This window comes from Shewanella maritima, assembly GCF_004295345.1.
Classification (GTDB): Bacteria; Pseudomonadota; Gammaproteobacteria; order Enterobacterales; family Shewanellaceae; genus Shewanella; species Shewanella maritima.
Genome location: NZ_CP036200.1, coordinates 4,372,273 through 4,388,685, shown reverse-complemented (window position 1 = coordinate 4,388,685; position 16,413 = coordinate 4,372,273). Strand labels below are relative to the sequence as shown.

Below are 16,413 nucleotides of genomic sequence, written 5' to 3'. Positions count from 1 at the left end.
AGCAATAAGATGAAAAAGTTATTATCAATTGTCGCCCTTAGTCTAGCAGGCATGGTTTCAGCCAATGCTGCTGTGGTTGTTATTGGCAATCCAGGAGCAGCTGACATTTCAAAGGGTGATGCTAAAAAAGCATTTTTAGGAAAAGGTTCTAGCTACGTGGTTTATGAGCTAGATGAGGGTAATGCCACTCGCTCTGAGTTTCATAGCGCCGTAACAGGTAAGTCTGATGCTCAGTTAAAAGCCTACTGGTCTAAGCAAGTATTTACCGGCAAAGGCAACCCACCAGCAACGGTATCTGATGCCGCAGCGATGAAAGCCGCTGTTGCTGCAGACGCTAACGCGATTGGTTATATCGACGAAGCCGACGTTGACGGCAGCGTGAAGATAATCTTAAAACCTTAGCTTTTAAGCAGGTCTTTAACTAAGTAAGGGAGTGACTTCTCACTCCCTTATTCTTAAAACTAGCCTTGCGATAAATCTATCCCAAGCACTATATAGCTAATTAACTCACAAGCACCAAAGTGCTTTTTTATTTGTCCAACAAATACACGTGTACATACCGCTGAGCACACATAAATACACATTAATGTTTAGAGCACAAATAATGTTTGGAGTAAGGAGGACACACCAACTTTAAAATCAAAATTTATCCTCTAAGGCGAAGCAATTTGGAAAATATAGCTCGTAAAAATAGCAACTTAGATGAGGTTGCAATTAGATGAGAATAGCAATGCCAATGCTGCAGATTAGCAAGAGGATATCAGTTGACAGTACACACCGAGTAGCGCTGTTCACTGAGTAACACTAAGCACTAAATAATGAGACATAAAAACAATAAACAACAGCCTAAAGGGCGACAAAGTAATGAGAGGAGTATCTAGATGTACTTTACTTTGAAAACACTACCGGTTGCGATTTCAATCGCCATGCTGCCAATTGCAGCGCAGGCTAACCAGCCAAACAATGATGAAAGGGTTGCTAAACTCGAGCAACAAGTTGCGTCACTACAAAAGCAGCAAAATGATAGTTTAAAAGATAAGTTCCATTTCAACGGTTTTATTAGCCTTGGCTATGTAAGCGCTAACAACAGTGCTGGCTACGCAGGCGCCACAACCGCAGCAAACTTTGAAGAAGAATCTAAATTCGGCTTTCAAGGCACCTTTGATATTAGCGATAACACCCAAGCTGTAATGCAATTAATGATGCGCGGCGAAAACAACTGGGACATTGAAGCTGAATGGGCTTACCTATCACACCGCTTTGATAATGGAATTCAAGCTCGCGCGGGTAAACTACGTAGGCCACTGTTTATGTATTCTGACTACTTAGATGTTGGCTATGCTCAACCATTCGCTCGCCCACCAGAAGAGGTTTACGGTGGTGTACCGCTGTCGACCTATACCGGTGGTGACATCAGCTATGACATCGAATTTGAAGATTCAACAATATCCTTGCAAGGGTTTGGCGGACAATCTGATGTAGACAATGGCATCGCAAAACTCGATCTCACAAACTTTGTCGGCGCTAATGCAACTTGGACCGATATGACCTGGACTGTGCGCGGTGTGTATGCACAATCAGATTTTGATGGCTACATCGGCACACCTCAAGGGCAGTTTGACATAGACCACTCAAAAGCCACCTTTAAAGGCATAGGTTTAGGATATGACAATGGCAATTTCTTCATGGTGTCTGAAGTGACGCAAATGAAGATCGAAGGTGTTTTATCTGATAACGACGCGGGCTACATCACACTTGGCTACCGCATTAATCAATTCAGTCCTTACGTGACAGCTGCATTTTTGAAAACAACAGATGATGACGAACGAGCTGCAATTAATCCGGCTTTAGGATATGGATTTGATGAACAAAGAACAACCTACAGCGCAGGTATTCGTTGGGATGCGCTGGATAACCTTGCTATCAAGTTTGATGTTACTTACGCACACGACTTTGACGGTACTCACGGCGGCTTAGTAAATAACAAACAGTATGACTACACCAGCAACAGCTTTAAATATGATAGCACGACGGTTTACACAATTAAGCTCGATGCTGTGTTCTAAAGGAGAACTAAGATGAAAAAACTATTCTCGACTCTTGCTCTTAGTCTAACTTGCATTGCCTCAGCTCACGCTGGTGTTGTGGTTATTGGAAACACTGGGACAACTGACATATCTAAAGGCGATGCTAAAAAAGCATTTCTAGGAAAAGGTTCTAGCTATGTGGTTTATGAGCTAGATGAAGGTAATGCTACTCGCTCTGAGTTTCATGGAGCGGTAACAGGAAAATCGGATGCTCAGTTAAAAGCCTACTGGTCTAAACAAGTATTTACCGGCAAAGGTAACCCACCAGCAACGGTATCTGATGCAGCAGCAATGAAAGCCGCTGTTGCTAGCGATGCTAACGCAATTGGTTACATCGACGAAGCAGACTTAGATAGCAGCGTAAAAGTGATATTTAAGCCTTAACCCACCCTTAGCTTAAATTGTTATCACCATTCCCCTCGGCCTAAGCTGACCGTTCCCACAGTTTGGGCCGATTTTTATTAAATAGTTTATATCAGTGTTAGCAAAATTCTTTGTTACGAAACAACCACATCGAACCAATCAAGCTCCTTCCTACGGTTCAATTAAGCACTGTTTAAAAGTAACTCACTGTTATTTATTACGATAATCAGGATTACATTGAACGAAGCTGTTAAGCAGCCAAGCTTAAATCACCATTAAGGCCAGTCACACAAACTTAACAAACGAACCAAAGTTGTTAGAATGACCGCGCAGTAAATTTCATTAGTCCTGACGTTGTAACGACGAATATAACGTGAGGGCAAATAAAAAATGAAAAGGATGAGTCACATGTTTTTTAAGTTGTGGCCTTATTCGACAATAACAAATCAATTGCATTAGGGAGCAATATGAAACGATCTACTCTTAAACCTCTGGTAGCGAGTATTACGCTTGCGTTGGCAGTTAGTGCCTGCACTAGCACTGGCTCACAGGCACCTTCGGCTGTATCTTCGGCGCAAACAGAGCTAACTCAAATCAAACAACAACACGCCAACAACCCTTTCTTTTCTGAGTACGGCACCTTCTTTGAAATGCCAAACTTCGACAAAATAAAAAACGAGCACTACCTACCTGCATTTAAAGCCGGTATTGCAGAGTTACAAGTTGAAATAGCCGCCATTGCCAACAACCCAGAAACGCCGAATTTTGCCAACACCATTGAAGCAATGGAGTTTTCAGGCAACCTAGTAACACGCGTTGCATCAGTGTTTTACAACTTAACCAGTGCCCATACTAACGAAGAGCTACAAAAAATATCTAAAGAAGTGTCACCTTTGCTATCAGCATCAAACGATGACATTTACCTAAATGACAGACTATTTCAACGTGTTAAGTCGGTATATAACAATACTGACCGCAGTAAACTGAACACTGCACAGGTTAAACTGCTTGAGGACACATTCAAACGTTTTACCCGCGGCGGTGCGAACCTGTCCGAGCAAGACAAAAACAAGCTACGTAGCCTCAATGAGCAGATTGGCAAACTCAGCCTCGAGTTTGGCGACAACCTATTAGCTGAAACTAACGCCTATGAGCTAGTGATTGATAATGAGGCTGACCTTGCCGGCCTGCCAAAAGATGTCATCGACACTGCTGCAGCAACGGCGGCTAAGCGCGACCATGCTGGTAAATGGATTTTTACCACTCAGCGCCCTTCTATCACGCCATTTTTAACCTACGCAGACAATCGTGAACTACGTAAGCAAATTTATACCGCTTATATTGAGCGAGCTAATAACGATAACGTCAACGACAGCAAGAAAGTGTTAGCAAAAATTGCGTCCCTTCGTGCTGAGCGCGCCAAGCTAATGGGTTATGAAACTCACGCGCACTTTGTACTAGAGGAGCGCACCGCAAAAACGCCTGAAAATGTTTATGGTCTATTGAATAAAATCTGGCCAGCTGCACTTGAGCAAGCAAAGAACGAAGTTGCGGTGATGCAAGAGTTAATCGATGCTGAAAACGGCGGCTTTAAGCTTGAAGCTTGGGACTGGTGGTACTACGCAGATAAAATCCGCGTAGCCAAATACAGCTTTAACGAGCAACAAACCAAACCTTACTTCTCCCTTGAAAGTACCCTAAAAGGTGTGTTCTACACGGCAAACCGCCTATTTGGGATCACAGTAAAAGAGCGCACTGATTTACCTAAGTACCATGAAGAAGTGCGTACCTGGGAAGTATATGATAAAGACGGCAGCCTAATGGGCGTGTTCTTAGGTGACTACTTTGTGCGCGACTCAAAACGCGGCGGCGCTTGGATGAATGCATATCGTCAGCAATACAAGATGAATGGCGTTGATTCAAAACCGATTATCGTCAACGTACTTAACTACCCTCGCCCAGCAGAAGGTGAACCAGCGTTGCTAACTTTTGATGAAGCTAGCACGCTATTCCATGAGTTTGGTCATGCGGTACATGGTTTATTGTCAGACGTGCAATACCGCTCGCAATCAGGTACTAGCGTACCTCGCGACTACGTTGAGTTCCCGTCACAAGTGATGGAAAACTGGATGACTCAACCAGAGGTGTTAGCTCAATTTGCAAAGCACTATGAAACTGGTGAAGTTATCCCGCAAGAGCTAGTTGAGAAGATTCAAGCTGCGAGCAAATTTAACCAGGGCTTCGCCACAGTTGAATATATGGCAGCCACTTACCTTGATTTAGATTGGCACACACTGAAAGACAACACCGTGCACGATGCAGCTAAATTTGAGGCAGACTCAATTGCTAAAATGGGGCTGATTAAAGAGATAGCACCGCGCTATCGCAGCACCTATTTTGCGCATATCTTTGCCGGCGGTTATTCAGCTGGTTACTACAGCTACATTTGGTCTGATATCTTGGGTGCCGATGCTTTTGAAGCATTCAAAGAAAACGGCATTTTCGATGAAGAAACCGCAAATAAATTCCGTAAGTATATTTTGTCATCAGGTGGTAGCGATGACCCAATGGAGCTTTACAAGAAGTTCCGCGGGAAGGAAGCGGGTATCGAACCACTGCTGCGTAGTCGTGGCTTGTTGTAACACAGCACATTTACGTTGAAAAACGCCGCTAATCAGTGATTAGCGGCGTTTTTGTCTTTAACAGCAAAAATTTCACCTAAACGCTAACAAAAGTCACATTATTGCAAACACTTACTGTTAGAATTATGCCGCAATTTGGTTTTTATTAACTGCTTTTAGCAACTGTTTTTACGAACGTTTTACTAGCAGAGCCTTCACCTGAAATGCTCACAGCACATAAGTCAAAGCGAACGCCTTGTGGAAGTAAAGTCTTGGTCGTTCCAAGAGCTAAAAGTCAGTGATAAATACCGAATAAGACTAATTATAAAAAATAGCTCATATAGAGCACTGCGAAGTTCATAATGAAAACAAAACTATCTCAAGCGCTAAGCTCGCGCATACCTAAGATTTTGCTTGTTAGCTCTACAATAGCATTCACAGGGTGCGGCCAGAATGCTCAACACGAGCATACAAGCACAGATCTTCAAACACCGATTAAGAAACAAGCACAAGTTGCACAGCAGGCAGGCAAGATTAACCTGCGGATCCTCGAAACATCCGACTTGCACACCAATATCATGGACTATGACTACTACCAGTCTAGAGTCGACCCGCGTATAGGTTTAGCCCGTACCGCGAGTTTGATTAAACAGCATTCCAATGTAGACAATGTGGTACTGGTCGACAATGGCGATTTGCTGCAAGGCAGCCCAATGGGCGACTTTATTGCCCATGGCTTTAAACATTCCAACCGCCTAACCGACACACACCCTGCCTACAAGGCGATGAACACCTTAAATTACTCAGTTGGTAACATAGGTAATCATGAATTCAATTATGGTCTGGATTTTCTAAAGCAAGCATTAAGCGGCGCAGAGTTCCCATATATTAGTGCTAACGTACTGTGTAAGTCAGACTGCTGGGATAACCTTAAGCCTGGCGATAACCTGTTTAAGCCTTACTTAATTGAGCAAAAAACCGTTACTGATGAACATGGCAATCAACACCAACTGAACATAGGTTACATTGGCTTTGTTCCACCGCAAATATTGCTGTGGGATAAACAAAACCTAGACGGCAGAGTCGACGTGTTAGGTATTGTTGAATCCGCCGAAAAATTCATTCCACAAATGAAAGCTGAAGGTGCAGATATTATTGTGGCTATCCCCCACTCTGGTGTAGGCACGCCTGAAGCGCCAACCAATGTTAACGATGAAAATGCTACCTGGGCTCTGACACTGGTTGATGACATTGATGCGATTACTTTTGGTCACAGTCACTCGGTGTTCCCATCTGCAACATTTGAAGGATTAACAGGCGCAGATCTCGACAAAGGCACCATCAACGGAGTTGCAGCGGTAATGCCCGGTCGCTGGGGTGACAATTTGGGTTTAATTGACCTAACACTAGAGCAAGATGGTGATAGCTGGAAAGTCGTTGACTCACGCGCCAAAGCCCTGCCCATTTTTGACAGCAAAGCCGCCAGCCCTGAGCTTGTCGCGGCAGATGCTAGCATTCATAAAGCTATTGCCAAAGAGCATCAGCAAACCATTGACTATGTGAGCCAACCTATCGGCCATGCAACGAGTGATATGTATAGCTATTTGTCGCTAGTACAGGATGACCCAACAGTGCAAATTGTTGCCAATGCACAGATTTGGAAACTTAAGCAAAACCTGCCGCAACAGCTTAAACATCTACCAGTATTGTCAGCCGCATCACCTTTTAAAGCAGGCGGCCGTCATAGCACTAGCGCAGACAAAGACAGTTATGTGCAAGTCGCTAAAGGAAAACTAACCTACAAGAATGCTGCCGACTTATACCTCTACCCCAACACTTTGGTAGCGGTAAAAGTCACTGGCGCGCAGGTAAAAGACTGGCTGGAATGTAGTGCTAATCAATTCAACCAAATTGACCCTAGCTCGACTGCACCACAGAGTCTGATTAACTGGAATGATCACCGCACCTACAACTTTGACGTAATAGATGGTGAGCAAGGCAGTTTGACCTACCAAATTGATGTGACTCAGCCAAATCGTTTTGATGGTAACTGCAAACTCGTCGATGCAAACGCTAATCGCATTAAAAGCCTCAGCTATATGCAGAATGGCAAGCTACTTTCGGGCGATGCATTTGCCAAACAGGAGTTTATTGTTGCCTCAAATAACTACCGCGCCTTTGGGCAAAAGTTTGCAGGTACAGGTAGTAAACATGTGGTGCTTGAGCTGCCCGATACCAATCGCGAGGCCTTAGCACAATACATCAGTGCTGAGACTGAGAAAAACGGCAGTGTTGACCCAGGTGCAGACAATAACTGGGATTTCGCCAACATTAGCACCAACACTAAGTTAGACATTCGCTTTGAAACTCAATCTAGTGAACAGGCCGAGCAGTTCATTAAGCAATATCAGCAACGCAAGATGACCAAGCTTAACGACACTGACGAGTTAGGTTTTGCTGTTTACCAGATCGATTTAACTGAGCACTAAACTCATACCACCCGTGCCAACATAGCAGGCAGTAAATACTGTCGAAGGGTGAAAAAAGGAGCGTAGATAACATCTACGCTCCTTTTTAAATTCAAAGTTTGGATTAATTTGTATGCGCCCCAGTACGTAAGCACGCTCAGTTATATAGTCAATCTAACTCAAACATTTGTCCCATTTTACGAATGCTGGCGAACGGGACATTATGGCTATTTCGCTTAGCACATAATGCTTGATGTTTACTGCTTTTAGGGTCACCAACGAGCACCATACGTACTTGATAACCAAAACCCTCTGCCGCAGTTTTATATGCTAGGTACTCCCAATGACAAACATTGGTATTGTCGCAAATCACCACGGGTTCGCTAGTCGATAAGGCACTAATAAAACGCGCAAGATTACGTTGATGATACTCAGGCAATCGTTTAGCGTTAAAGCGATACTCGCCGTCTTGTACAAAGTAATCGTCAGTCGAGAAATATCCGTGTTGCTTTATACGCACTGCTTGCTCTATGCCTTGGGACTCAATAAAGCGTGCAGCCCAATAAGACTTGCCGCTGCCGGGCAAGCCACGCATGATGATTGCTACCTTTTCCGTACTAGCTATGCTGCGCATTTCCGTTGTCATTATATCCCTAACGGCTCTAACGCTTTGGCACCAACCACTTCACCAGCAAGAATGCTGTCGACCAATTGCGGCACTATCTCACCAGCCTTACCAGTAAAGTGATACTGGAACTGGCTATGGCTGTCAGCTGGCATTAAGTTAACTTCAACGGTTTGCGCGCAGCGATGGTTAGCAATATCAACAAACCCTGCAGCCGGATAAACCGTGCCAGATGTGCCTATGGCGATAAACAAATCACACTCATCTAATGCATGGTGAATGGTGTCCATACCAAATGGCATTTCACCAAACCACACAATATGCGGGCGCAGGCGCTCGGCTGGAATACAGCAAGTGCACACGTTATCTGGGCCAAACATTTCTTTTAAATTAAAGGTTTGCTGTGACTGAGGGCAACGCCCTTTCATTAATTCACCATGCATGTGCAGTAATCGTTTGCTACCAGCAAGCTCATGTAGATTATCGACATTTTGCGTTACCAGTAGCACTTCACCATCAAATTCACGCTCTAGTTTTGCTAACGCGACATGTGCTGCGTTGGGCGCAATGTCGTCACGGTGTAAGTCTTGCCAGCGCAAATTATAAAAACGCTCAACTAGCTCACGATCACGGGCATACCCTTCTGGCGTCGCAACATCTTCAATATGGTGCTGTTCCCATAAACCATCTTGATCTCGAAAGGTTTGAATGCCTGATTCAGCAGAAATCCCCGCGCCAGTTAATATGACTATTCTGCGATACATCTTGACTCCTTGTTGGCGTAATTATTATTTTTGTGTTTACGTTTGCGGTAAGTAATTCAGTAAAGCTCATTGAATGTTAACTTATTTTTGTGACAACTCCCGACAAACAAATCATCAAAAGTTTATTTGACGCTTGTGCGCAAAACTCTAACCTCAAACTCTATTTAAACCCATCATATATTGACCGCACTCAACCGCAATAATCCCTTAGTATATGTAGGTTTACTGTCACATTTTCAGCAATTAACTGAAAAATTCCATTAAGATGTTAAATTTTATGCGCTAAGCAATTGATTAACTCGGTTAAGAGGTTTAAGTTTCTAAGCCAAGCACATATAATAATTTATTATCCACGGATGAACCTCTGGGTTCGCTAATCAAGAGATCTGACATGACTGATGGCAATCAAGCGCTGAAAAAAGCCGGATTAAAAGTAACCCTACCTCGAGTAAAAATCTTAGAGCTTATGCAAGCTCCAGAAAACCAACACATCAGTGCTGAAGACCTATACAAGAAGTTGCTAGATATGGGCGAAGAAATTGGCCTGGCAACAGTGTACCGTGTTTTAAACCAATTTGATGACGCTGGTATTTTAAACCGTCATCACTTTGAAAGCGGCAAAGCAGTATTTGAAATGTCGACACAAAAGCATCACGATCACTTAGTTTGCTTAAACTGCGACAAGGTAATCGAGTTTTCAGACGACATTATCGAGCAGCGCCAAGAAGAAATTGCAATGCGTCACAACATCAAGCTCACTCACCACAGCTTGTATCTTTATGGCCACTGCACTAACGACACTTGCGACCACAACGACGATTAATTAAGTTGCTTATTGTCTAAACTAAAAACCAGCATTCAATGCTGGTTTTTTTGTTTGTGCTGCCTACAAATTTTTATGGTACACATGCACTTTATGCTCGAAATATTCAGCCTGCTTAAGAATACTCATACCGACTTTACGAGCCACTGCTTCTGAGCCCTCATTGCCATGTAAAATAAGCGCGATAATCTCATCTAGATTATGCAGCGGTTTACAGGTTGCTAAAACCGCATCTGCCGCTTCAAAGCCAATACCTTTACGCCAATACTCAGGAAAGTAGCGGTAACCTATCTCTACTTTATCGAACTCAGGAATATATTTAGGCCCACAAAAGCCAATCACCTTATTATCCGCTTTATGATGCACTGCCCAGCGACCAAAGCCATGTTTGCGATAGTCGGCACAAATTACATCATCAAATAGCGTTTGCGCCTGTTTTAGCTCAGTAAAAGGTTTGGTAGGAATATAGGTCAGCATCTCTTGATTACTGTTCATTAAAAACAGGCTTTCGATATCATGCTGATTAAAAGGGCGAATAAGCAATCGCTCGGTTTCGCAAATAACTTTTGGTACTGGCATGTAAATTCCTTTTTATGCGTTATCACAACGGTGAGGTGAGTTAACTCAAGTGTATCAGCAAATTAGCTTGAGCTTTCGATAAACCTAAAAATCATCGAAAATGCTGACTTGTGGTGATGACGAATACTCGACAAATACTAGTTAGTTGCATAGAACAATAGAAGCTTAGAACTGTTCGCAGAAGGTACGTTAGCGCGTTAAACCTAGCTCAACCAGATGAAGCTATAGCATATCGTTGCAATGACACTTAAAGCCGTTGAAAACATGGATGTTTTCGTCGAGCCCTCTTGTTAGACAAAGAGGGGAAGTGTTCATGGCGTGCTTTAAATGTCATTGCATCATTAGCTAATCCGCAAACCTACCTATTAATGCGAGAACCAGGGTTCACTTTCAAATCTCGCTCAAATAATAACCCCGAAGCCCGTACGCGCTTTCATTCGAGTTTATAGAGGCTTGAGCTTACCCTTGGCATCTTCAAGGCTGGTATAACCTTTTTTCGCCATAAACTGTGCAAGCTCAGTTTCAATGCGCTCAAAGCACGCCGCGCCTTGCTTTTCAAAGCAAGTTGCCACTTGCACTGCATCGGCGCCAGCTAGTAAATACTCAAACGCATCAACACCAGTATTAATGCCGCCCACACCCATAATTTGTACATCGTCGCCCAGTAGCTCTCTAAAGGCGCGAACATTAGCCAAGCCAACAGGTTTAATATACTCACCACATAAGCCACCAAAGCCGCCTTTTGGTTTAATAATTGGCTGCTCAGTTTCTGGGTCAATCACTAAGGAGTTACCTATCGAATTAATGCAAGTGATAAACTTCACTGGATACTGCTTAAGAATGTCAGCCATAGCGATAAAGTGCGACATATCGAAATATGGCGCAAGCTTGATACCAATCGGCTTGTCACCCAATGCGGTAATCGCTTTTAGCGCTTGCTCAGTTTGCTCAAAGTCGTAGGCCACCTGTGCTTTACCCGGAATATTTGGGCATGAGAAGTTCACTTCAATTAAGTCAACAGCACTTTGCTGAAATGCGCTAACCATCTCAATGTTATCTTCAATACTAAAGCCAGACACGCTGACAATCACCGGCTTGCCATGTTGCTTAAGCGTTGGGATCATCTCTAAGTAAGCTTTGTAACCTAGGTTTGGTAAACCCATAGATTGAATCGAGCCTAAATCAAGGTTTTGATAACGCGGCTCAGGGTTACCTTCACGCGGTAATATGGTACATGACTTGGTCATAATCGCCGCGGAGTGTGACTCACCAACAATTTTTAACTCCTCTGCACTGGTGCATCTTGGGCCAGAAGCATTGAGTACGTAGCTGGCAAGGGGCACGCCAGCAACTTCTGTTGATAAGTTAACACCATTGATAATTGTAGATTGGGTAGCAGAGGTCATTTTTATTCCTTCTCGGGCAAGGGGCTAGGAGAAAATTTGGCCTAGTTTAGAGCCAGCTGAACAATAATCTTTGATTAAAAACAACAAATACCTACCTCAATTTAGGTAATAACCAAACTCGTGATAGCTATCATGTTTTTATTCTCAAAGCCGAACAGTCAAATCTACAATCACAATAATTAGTCGAAAAAAATGCCGTCTCCCTGAAAGGGTGACGGCATTTTTATAATCGACATAAAAATAATGCAATAAAGCCTATTTAGCCTTAAAACGTATATTGCACCTTAACACTAAAGTAGCGGCCTGGTTGACTGTAGGTTTCTTCAGTAACACCCAAGTTAGACATTAAGAACTTAGATTGCCCTGCCACATCGGCATACTCAATGTATTCTTTGTCGAACAGGTTATAAATACCGCCACGTAGCGTCCAGTTATCGGTTAGGAATACGCTGCTTGTTAGGTCAACTACGGCGTAACCTGCTGTGTTGTATACTTCGTTAAAGCTCTCAAAACCCGGAATTGGGAAGATATCTAAATCAGTGGTTCTGTCCATCTTACCGGCAAAACGCACGTTTAAGCCAAAGTCAGTTTCAGTGTCACCAAAGTAAGTAAAGTAGTTCACACCTAGGTTGCCCTTAAGCGGGCTAACTGAGTTCAGGTAATCGCCGTTTTGGTCTTCGCCATGGGTGTAAGCCACGTTACCCCAGATTTCGATCTCATCAGTGATGGCCTGGCTAAATGAAGCTTCAGCACCGTAAAGGGTCACTTTCTCGCGGTTAGTGTATTGATACTCCAACGTTTGTGGAATAACGCAACCAAACGGGCCGCCACAACCTAAAAACTCCCAATCGATATAGTCATTGGCCTGAGTGTAAAAAGTGGTTAGCTCGTACTTGGTATCACCATGATTACCACGAACACCCACTTCGATTGTGTGGCTGGTTTCAGACTCTAAGTCGTAGTTCGCTTTAATCAATACAGGGAATGGCATCTTGCCATCTTTAACTTCAAGCTCACCCCATTTTTGGTCTGGCGTTGGCATCTTGTAGCCATACGCATACTGGGCAAACATGTTTACACTGTCAGAGAAGTGGTAAACCAAACCAAGCTTTGGCGACCAGAAGCTTTCGCTCATTTCAGCGAACTTTTCTGGGTCACGGCCAGCATCTTCTGCTTGTTTAGCATCTGGCGTATTGCGGTAGTAATCATAACGTAAGCCTAAAATCGCGTTTAAGTCACCATCTAAGAAAGTGATGTCATCTTGAAAGTAGGCACCTACACGCAGACTCTTAGTGTCAGCAAACGAGAAGGTATCGGTTTCAGACGGTACCCACTCACCCTGGCGGTTTTTAGTAAGGTACTCACGTGGGCGGCTCATTTCAGACTGCTCGACATCCAAACCATAAACAATTTGATGCTCATGACCCGTTAACGACAATGCCTTACCAAAGCTGCTGGCTAAACCGATACGATACTCGTCGAACTGATAGTCACGATATTCTACTTTTTCACGGTCAGAACCTCGTTCACCCTCAAAGTAATCGCGCTTTTCAGATTGATCGGTACGGCCGTAGTACACAACAAAATCCATACTGTCATGAATGCCACGGTCCTTTGTTGAACGTAGGCGCAGCGAAGTATTTAGTGCCTTGGTATAACGGTCATAATCAATTGAGGAAGGCTCATCAGGGTCGGCATTATTCTCCCAGCGGTATAACTGCTGGTTTAGGTAATCCATGGTGAACTGCAGATTAGTGTAATCGTTAAAATGGTACTTACTCTTTAGTAATAGGCTATCGGTTACTAGCTCGCTGTCAGGTAAGGTTTCGGTGTAGTTTTGCTGCTCTTCACCGCTGCGGCGCTGGTAACTCACTAGGTTTTCAAAATCACCAATTCGATTAGCACCGGTAAAACCACCGCTGAATTCATCATTCATACCTGTGTAACCACCGTTAACACTAAAGTAGCTATCATCACTGCCTAGGTAATCTGCGGCATCTTTAGTGGTCATCACCATGACACCACCAAGTGCATCAGAGCCATACATAGTCGATGCGGCTGACTTAAGCACTTCTACTTGTTTGAGGCTATCAACTTCAGTTAAACCACGGCCTGTACCTTCAGCACCAGGCCCAAGTGGCGATGCATACTGGTTGTTTACGCGCACACCGTCTTTCACCATCATCACACGGTTGCCACCAATACCGCGAATGGTTACCGAGCTAGGCTTACCTGCGCCGCCTTTGACATCGACTGAGGCTTCATTTCTAAATAAAGTACTAAAGTCAGTATTCATGTTGCGAGCAATCGCTTCTTCATCCAGCACCACTACTGAGCTCGCTACCTTGTCGACACTTTGCTCAATACGCGCGCCTGAAACCACAATTACTTCGTGAAAATGGTTAATTGATTCCTGAGTGCTTTGCTGGGCGGCTGACTGATTTTGCTGCTGTAACTCGTCTGCGGCATGAGCCTGGGTTGCAAGCATCACTGCTAGTGCAATACTGCTGTACTTCATCATATTTCTGCCTCTTAGCCTGTTGGCCTAAATGCTATTGCTAAACTTATGTATTTTGATGATTTATTCATTACTACTTGTCTTAATTAGCCCAAACTCAACGGCAGTTTGAAGCGATTAACAATTGAAACAAATAGGAATGAATCTCATTTATAATGGCTGCGAGTCTAGCATTTTCGATAAAGCACAATGGGATCATGGTCTCATTCTCAAAGTTCAACGAGCTAATCCACAAAAAAACAAAGCAAAAATGAATTTTGGTTAATTTGGCGTTAATTAGTTAACACTAATAATTGAGATGTACGTAAATTTGCTGTCACAATCAGTGATCTAATTTGTTAACAATGGGTGGGTATTTGTTCGAGTTGTACTAATTTAGTGCTAGTTTAAATTTTCGTGATCCACATTAAGAATTGCATATGCTAACCGATTAAAATACAGTTTAACCACAACCAATTAGCGCCTAACAAAAACCAATAATTGCTAGTTAATATGGATAATTAACGCCTAAGCATAATGTTGAACCACCAAGAAATAGGTATTAAACATTAAAACCTACATGGAGCATGTATTGTTATTGAATGCGAAAGCCGTTCGTGACCTCGTTTTAGCGAGTTTATTGACGCTAGTCAGCCTTAGCGCAGCGGCGCAGCAAGTCAATCTTACTAGTGGTGAGTGGCCGCCCTACACCTCCGAAAGCATCTATCAAAATGGTTTTGCCGCAGAGGTAGTCAGACAAGCCTATCAAGCGGTTGGCATCAAGGTACACATTGGCCACTTCCCGTGGAAACGCTCTTATCATTATGCCGAGACAGGTACAGGTCTAGGCGGTGACGTGTGGCATGGCAGTATTGCCTGGGTTAAAACGCCTGAGCGCGAAACTTTGTTCCATTATTCGACACCTTTGCTTAGTGATAACATGGTGTTGTACTCATTAAAAAAAGCACCAATTGAATGGACAACCTTGACAGATCTTGCAGGCCTCACCATTGGCGCCACCGAACACACTAATTATGAGATATTGGAGTCCGCGCAAAACAAGGGATTAATTAAGCTGCAGCGCGCCGGCAACTACGACATCTTATTTCAACGATTATTAGCAGAGCGAATCGATGCCGTGCCACAACTCAAAAGCGTGGGCGAATTCTATTTAAGTAATAACGTCAAGGGCGCAGATAAAGACAAGATTACCCGTAGCGATAGCATTTTATCGACACGCGAGTTTCATCTTATTCTCAACAAAGCCAACCCCAACAACAAGCAGTTCGCGGCTGATTTTGACCGGGGTTTGGCTATCATCAAACAAAATGGTGTGTATCAAGATTTAATCAATAAGTTAAACCGTGGGCGCTACAATAACTGACCACACATTCAATATAGAGCTGTTACAGTAATCCTTCGTCGGCAATATTGAACAGGTTACCTCCAATAAGTAATAACCACAAAGTAGTGGTTATCCCACTGATATCTTTATAGTATAAAGACTTATCTAAACCACCTCACAGGCAAGCAACATCAGCATGAACGACAAGCAATATCATCACGGCGACCTAAAAGCCTCATTAATTCGTATCGCCAACGAAATACTGCAACGTGATGGTGTTGAGGGTTTATCGCTAAGGGCAATTGCAGCAGAAGCTGGCGTATCACACATGGCGCCTTACGCTCACTTTAAAAATAAGCAAGCCTTACTCAGTAGTATTGTTGAGGTTGGTTTTATTGATATGGCCGCAGCCATGCAAGCAAGCACTGGCAACCTTGATAAAACCTTGCCAGAAAACACCAAAACACTGGTGCTTGAATATGGTGCAAGTTATTTGGAATTTGCCACTAAACACCCTCAGCTTTACCGATTAATGCTGGGGCAGGCTGAGCACATAGAAATGCAAAGCCAGAGTGAGGATGAGCAAGCTAGTTACCGTTACAACCTAAACAAACCATTTAATTTGTTACGCGATGCGTTCGCCTTGCAAAGTGACGATAAAGCACAAGTTAAAGCACAAGCGTTGGGCGCATGGTCGATGGTGCACGGCATGGCAGCACTATTGGCGCAGGGGCGAATCCAGCTGCCACAAGGGGTCGACTTAAAAGCCTTTCTTGCCACTGCAAGTACAATCACCTTCGCGCTTTGATGCTTTGTGCTATCGATGCTTTCACCT

At 43.6% G+C, this 16,413-nt stretch carries 13 protein-coding genes; 8 read left to right on the top strand and 5 right to left on the bottom strand.

From position 1 onward, the window contains the following. Positions 1-9: 9 nt before the first annotated feature. The 5 genes from EXU30_RS18615 to EXU30_RS18595 all read left to right on the top strand — a co-directional run bounded on the left by EXU30_RS18615 (position 10) and on the right by EXU30_RS18595 (position 7,560). The gene (locus EXU30_RS18615; protein ID WP_130602577.1) at positions 10-402 is read left to right on the top strand and encodes a phosphate ABC transporter substrate-binding protein; all 393 of its coding nucleotides are present in this window, start codon (positions 10-12) and stop codon (positions 400-402) included. 479 nt (positions 403-881) lie between these two features. Continuing rightward, complete coding sequence (locus tag EXU30_RS18610; protein ID WP_130602575.1) at positions 882-2,066, top strand: outer membrane protein; 1,185 nt, start codon at positions 882-884, stop codon at positions 2,064-2,066. A 12-nt stretch (positions 2,067-2,078) separates the two neighbouring features. Next, positions 2,079-2,471, top strand: a complete 393-nt coding sequence (locus EXU30_RS18605; protein WP_130602573.1) for a phosphate ABC transporter substrate-binding protein — start codon at positions 2,079-2,081, stop codon at positions 2,469-2,471. Between the two features lie 446 nt (positions 2,472-2,917). Then, entirely contained in the window at positions 2,918-5,092 is a 2,175-nt protein-coding gene (locus tag EXU30_RS18600; RefSeq protein ID WP_130602571.1) for a M3 family metallopeptidase, read from the top strand. 341 nt (positions 5,093-5,433) lie between these two features. After that, positions 5,434-7,560, top strand: coding sequence for a bifunctional 2',3'-cyclic-nucleotide 2'-phosphodiesterase/3'-nucleotidase (locus EXU30_RS18595; RefSeq protein ID WP_130602569.1), 2,127 nt, complete (start codon positions 5,434-5,436; stop codon positions 7,558-7,560). A 148-nt stretch (positions 7,561-7,708) separates the two neighbouring features. Here the strand turns inward: EXU30_RS18595 and EXU30_RS18590 are convergent, their stop codons facing one another. Both EXU30_RS18590 and cobB read right to left on the bottom strand, forming a co-directional pair. Further along, positions 7,709-8,185: an AAA family ATPase gene (locus EXU30_RS18590; protein ID WP_242620267.1), complete on the bottom strand. Its 477-nt coding sequence runs from the start codon at positions 8,183-8,185 to the stop codon at positions 7,709-7,711. Continuing rightward, a complete protein-coding gene (gene cobB / locus EXU30_RS18585) occupies positions 8,185-8,928 on the bottom strand; it encodes a Sir2 family NAD+-dependent deacetylase (protein WP_130602567.1) in 744 nt (247 codons plus the stop codon). Before cobB ends, EXU30_RS18590 begins: the two co-directional genes overlap by 1 nt. Before the next feature lie 391 nt (positions 8,929-9,319). Between cobB and fur the strand changes: the two genes are divergently transcribed. Then, complete coding sequence (gene fur, locus EXU30_RS18580) at positions 9,320-9,751, top strand: ferric iron uptake transcriptional regulator (RefSeq protein ID WP_130602565.1); 432 nt, start codon at positions 9,320-9,322, stop codon at positions 9,749-9,751. 63 nt (positions 9,752-9,814) lie between these two features. On the opposite strand, the gene EXU30_RS18575 is transcribed toward fur, so the two are convergent. The 3 genes from EXU30_RS18575 to EXU30_RS18565 all read right to left on the bottom strand — a co-directional run bounded on the left by EXU30_RS18575 (position 9,815) and on the right by EXU30_RS18565 (position 14,257). After that, the gene (locus EXU30_RS18575) at positions 9,815-10,330 is read right to left on the bottom strand and encodes a GNAT family N-acetyltransferase (protein WP_130602563.1); all 516 of its coding nucleotides are present in this window, start codon (positions 10,328-10,330) and stop codon (positions 9,815-9,817) included. A gap of 443 nt (positions 10,331-10,773) precedes the next feature. Further along, positions 10,774-11,736, bottom strand: a complete 963-nt coding sequence (locus EXU30_RS18570; RefSeq protein ID WP_130602561.1) for a dihydroorotate oxidase — start codon at positions 11,734-11,736, stop codon at positions 10,774-10,776. A gap of 265 nt (positions 11,737-12,001) precedes the next feature. Further along, positions 12,002-14,257, bottom strand: coding sequence for a TonB-dependent hemoglobin/transferrin/lactoferrin family receptor (locus EXU30_RS18565; protein WP_242620266.1), 2,256 nt, complete (start codon positions 14,255-14,257; stop codon positions 12,002-12,004). A 568-nt stretch (positions 14,258-14,825) separates the two neighbouring features. Between EXU30_RS18565 and EXU30_RS18560 the strand changes: the two genes are divergently transcribed. Together EXU30_RS18560 and EXU30_RS18555 are read left to right on the top strand one after the other, a co-directional pair. Then, entirely contained in the window at positions 14,826-15,617 is a 792-nt protein-coding gene (locus EXU30_RS18560) for a substrate-binding periplasmic protein (protein ID WP_165399050.1), read from the top strand. Positions 15,618-15,774: 157 nt separating this feature from the next. Then, positions 15,775-16,386: a TetR/AcrR family transcriptional regulator gene (locus EXU30_RS18555; protein WP_130602557.1), complete on the top strand. Its 612-nt coding sequence runs from the start codon at positions 15,775-15,777 to the stop codon at positions 16,384-16,386. Positions 16,387-16,413 lie beyond the last annotated feature (27 nt).

Bases quoted from the DNA above. Each gene is read 5' to 3' on its own strand.
- EXU30_RS18615 (WP_130602577.1), top strand. From the start codon at position 10: ATGAAAAAGTTATTATCAATTGTCGCCCTTAGTCTAGCAGGCATGGTT.
- EXU30_RS18570 (WP_130602561.1), bottom strand. From the start codon at position 11,736: ATGACCTCTGCTACCCAATCTACAATTATCAATGGTGTTAACTTATCA.
- EXU30_RS18555 (WP_130602557.1), top strand. From the start codon at position 15,775: ATGAACGACAAGCAATATCATCACGGCGACCTAAAAGCCTCATTAATT.
- fur (WP_130602565.1), top strand. From the start codon at position 9,320: ATGACTGATGGCAATCAAGCGCTGAAAAAAGCCGGATTAAAAGTAACC.
- EXU30_RS18605 (WP_130602573.1), top strand. From the start codon at position 2,079: ATGAAAAAACTATTCTCGACTCTTGCTCTTAGTCTAACTTGCATTGCC.
- EXU30_RS18595 (WP_130602569.1), top strand. From the start codon at position 5,434: ATGAAAACAAAACTATCTCAAGCGCTAAGCTCGCGCATACCTAAGATT.
- EXU30_RS18565 (WP_242620266.1), bottom strand. From the start codon at position 14,257: ATGATGAAGTACAGCAGTATTGCACTAGCAGTGATGCTTGCAACCCAG.
- EXU30_RS18575 (WP_130602563.1), bottom strand. From the start codon at position 10,330: ATGCCAGTACCAAAAGTTATTTGCGAAACCGAGCGATTGCTTATTCGC.
- EXU30_RS18600 (WP_130602571.1), top strand. From the start codon at position 2,918: ATGAAACGATCTACTCTTAAACCTCTGGTAGCGAGTATTACGCTTGCG.
- cobB (WP_130602567.1), bottom strand. From the start codon at position 8,928: ATGTATCGCAGAATAGTCATATTAACTGGCGCGGGGATTTCTGCTGAA.
- EXU30_RS18590 (WP_242620267.1), bottom strand. From the start codon at position 8,185: ATGACAACGGAAATGCGCAGCATAGCTAGTACGGAAAAGGTAGCAATC.
- EXU30_RS18610 (WP_130602575.1), top strand. From the start codon at position 882: ATGTACTTTACTTTGAAAACACTACCGGTTGCGATTTCAATCGCCATG.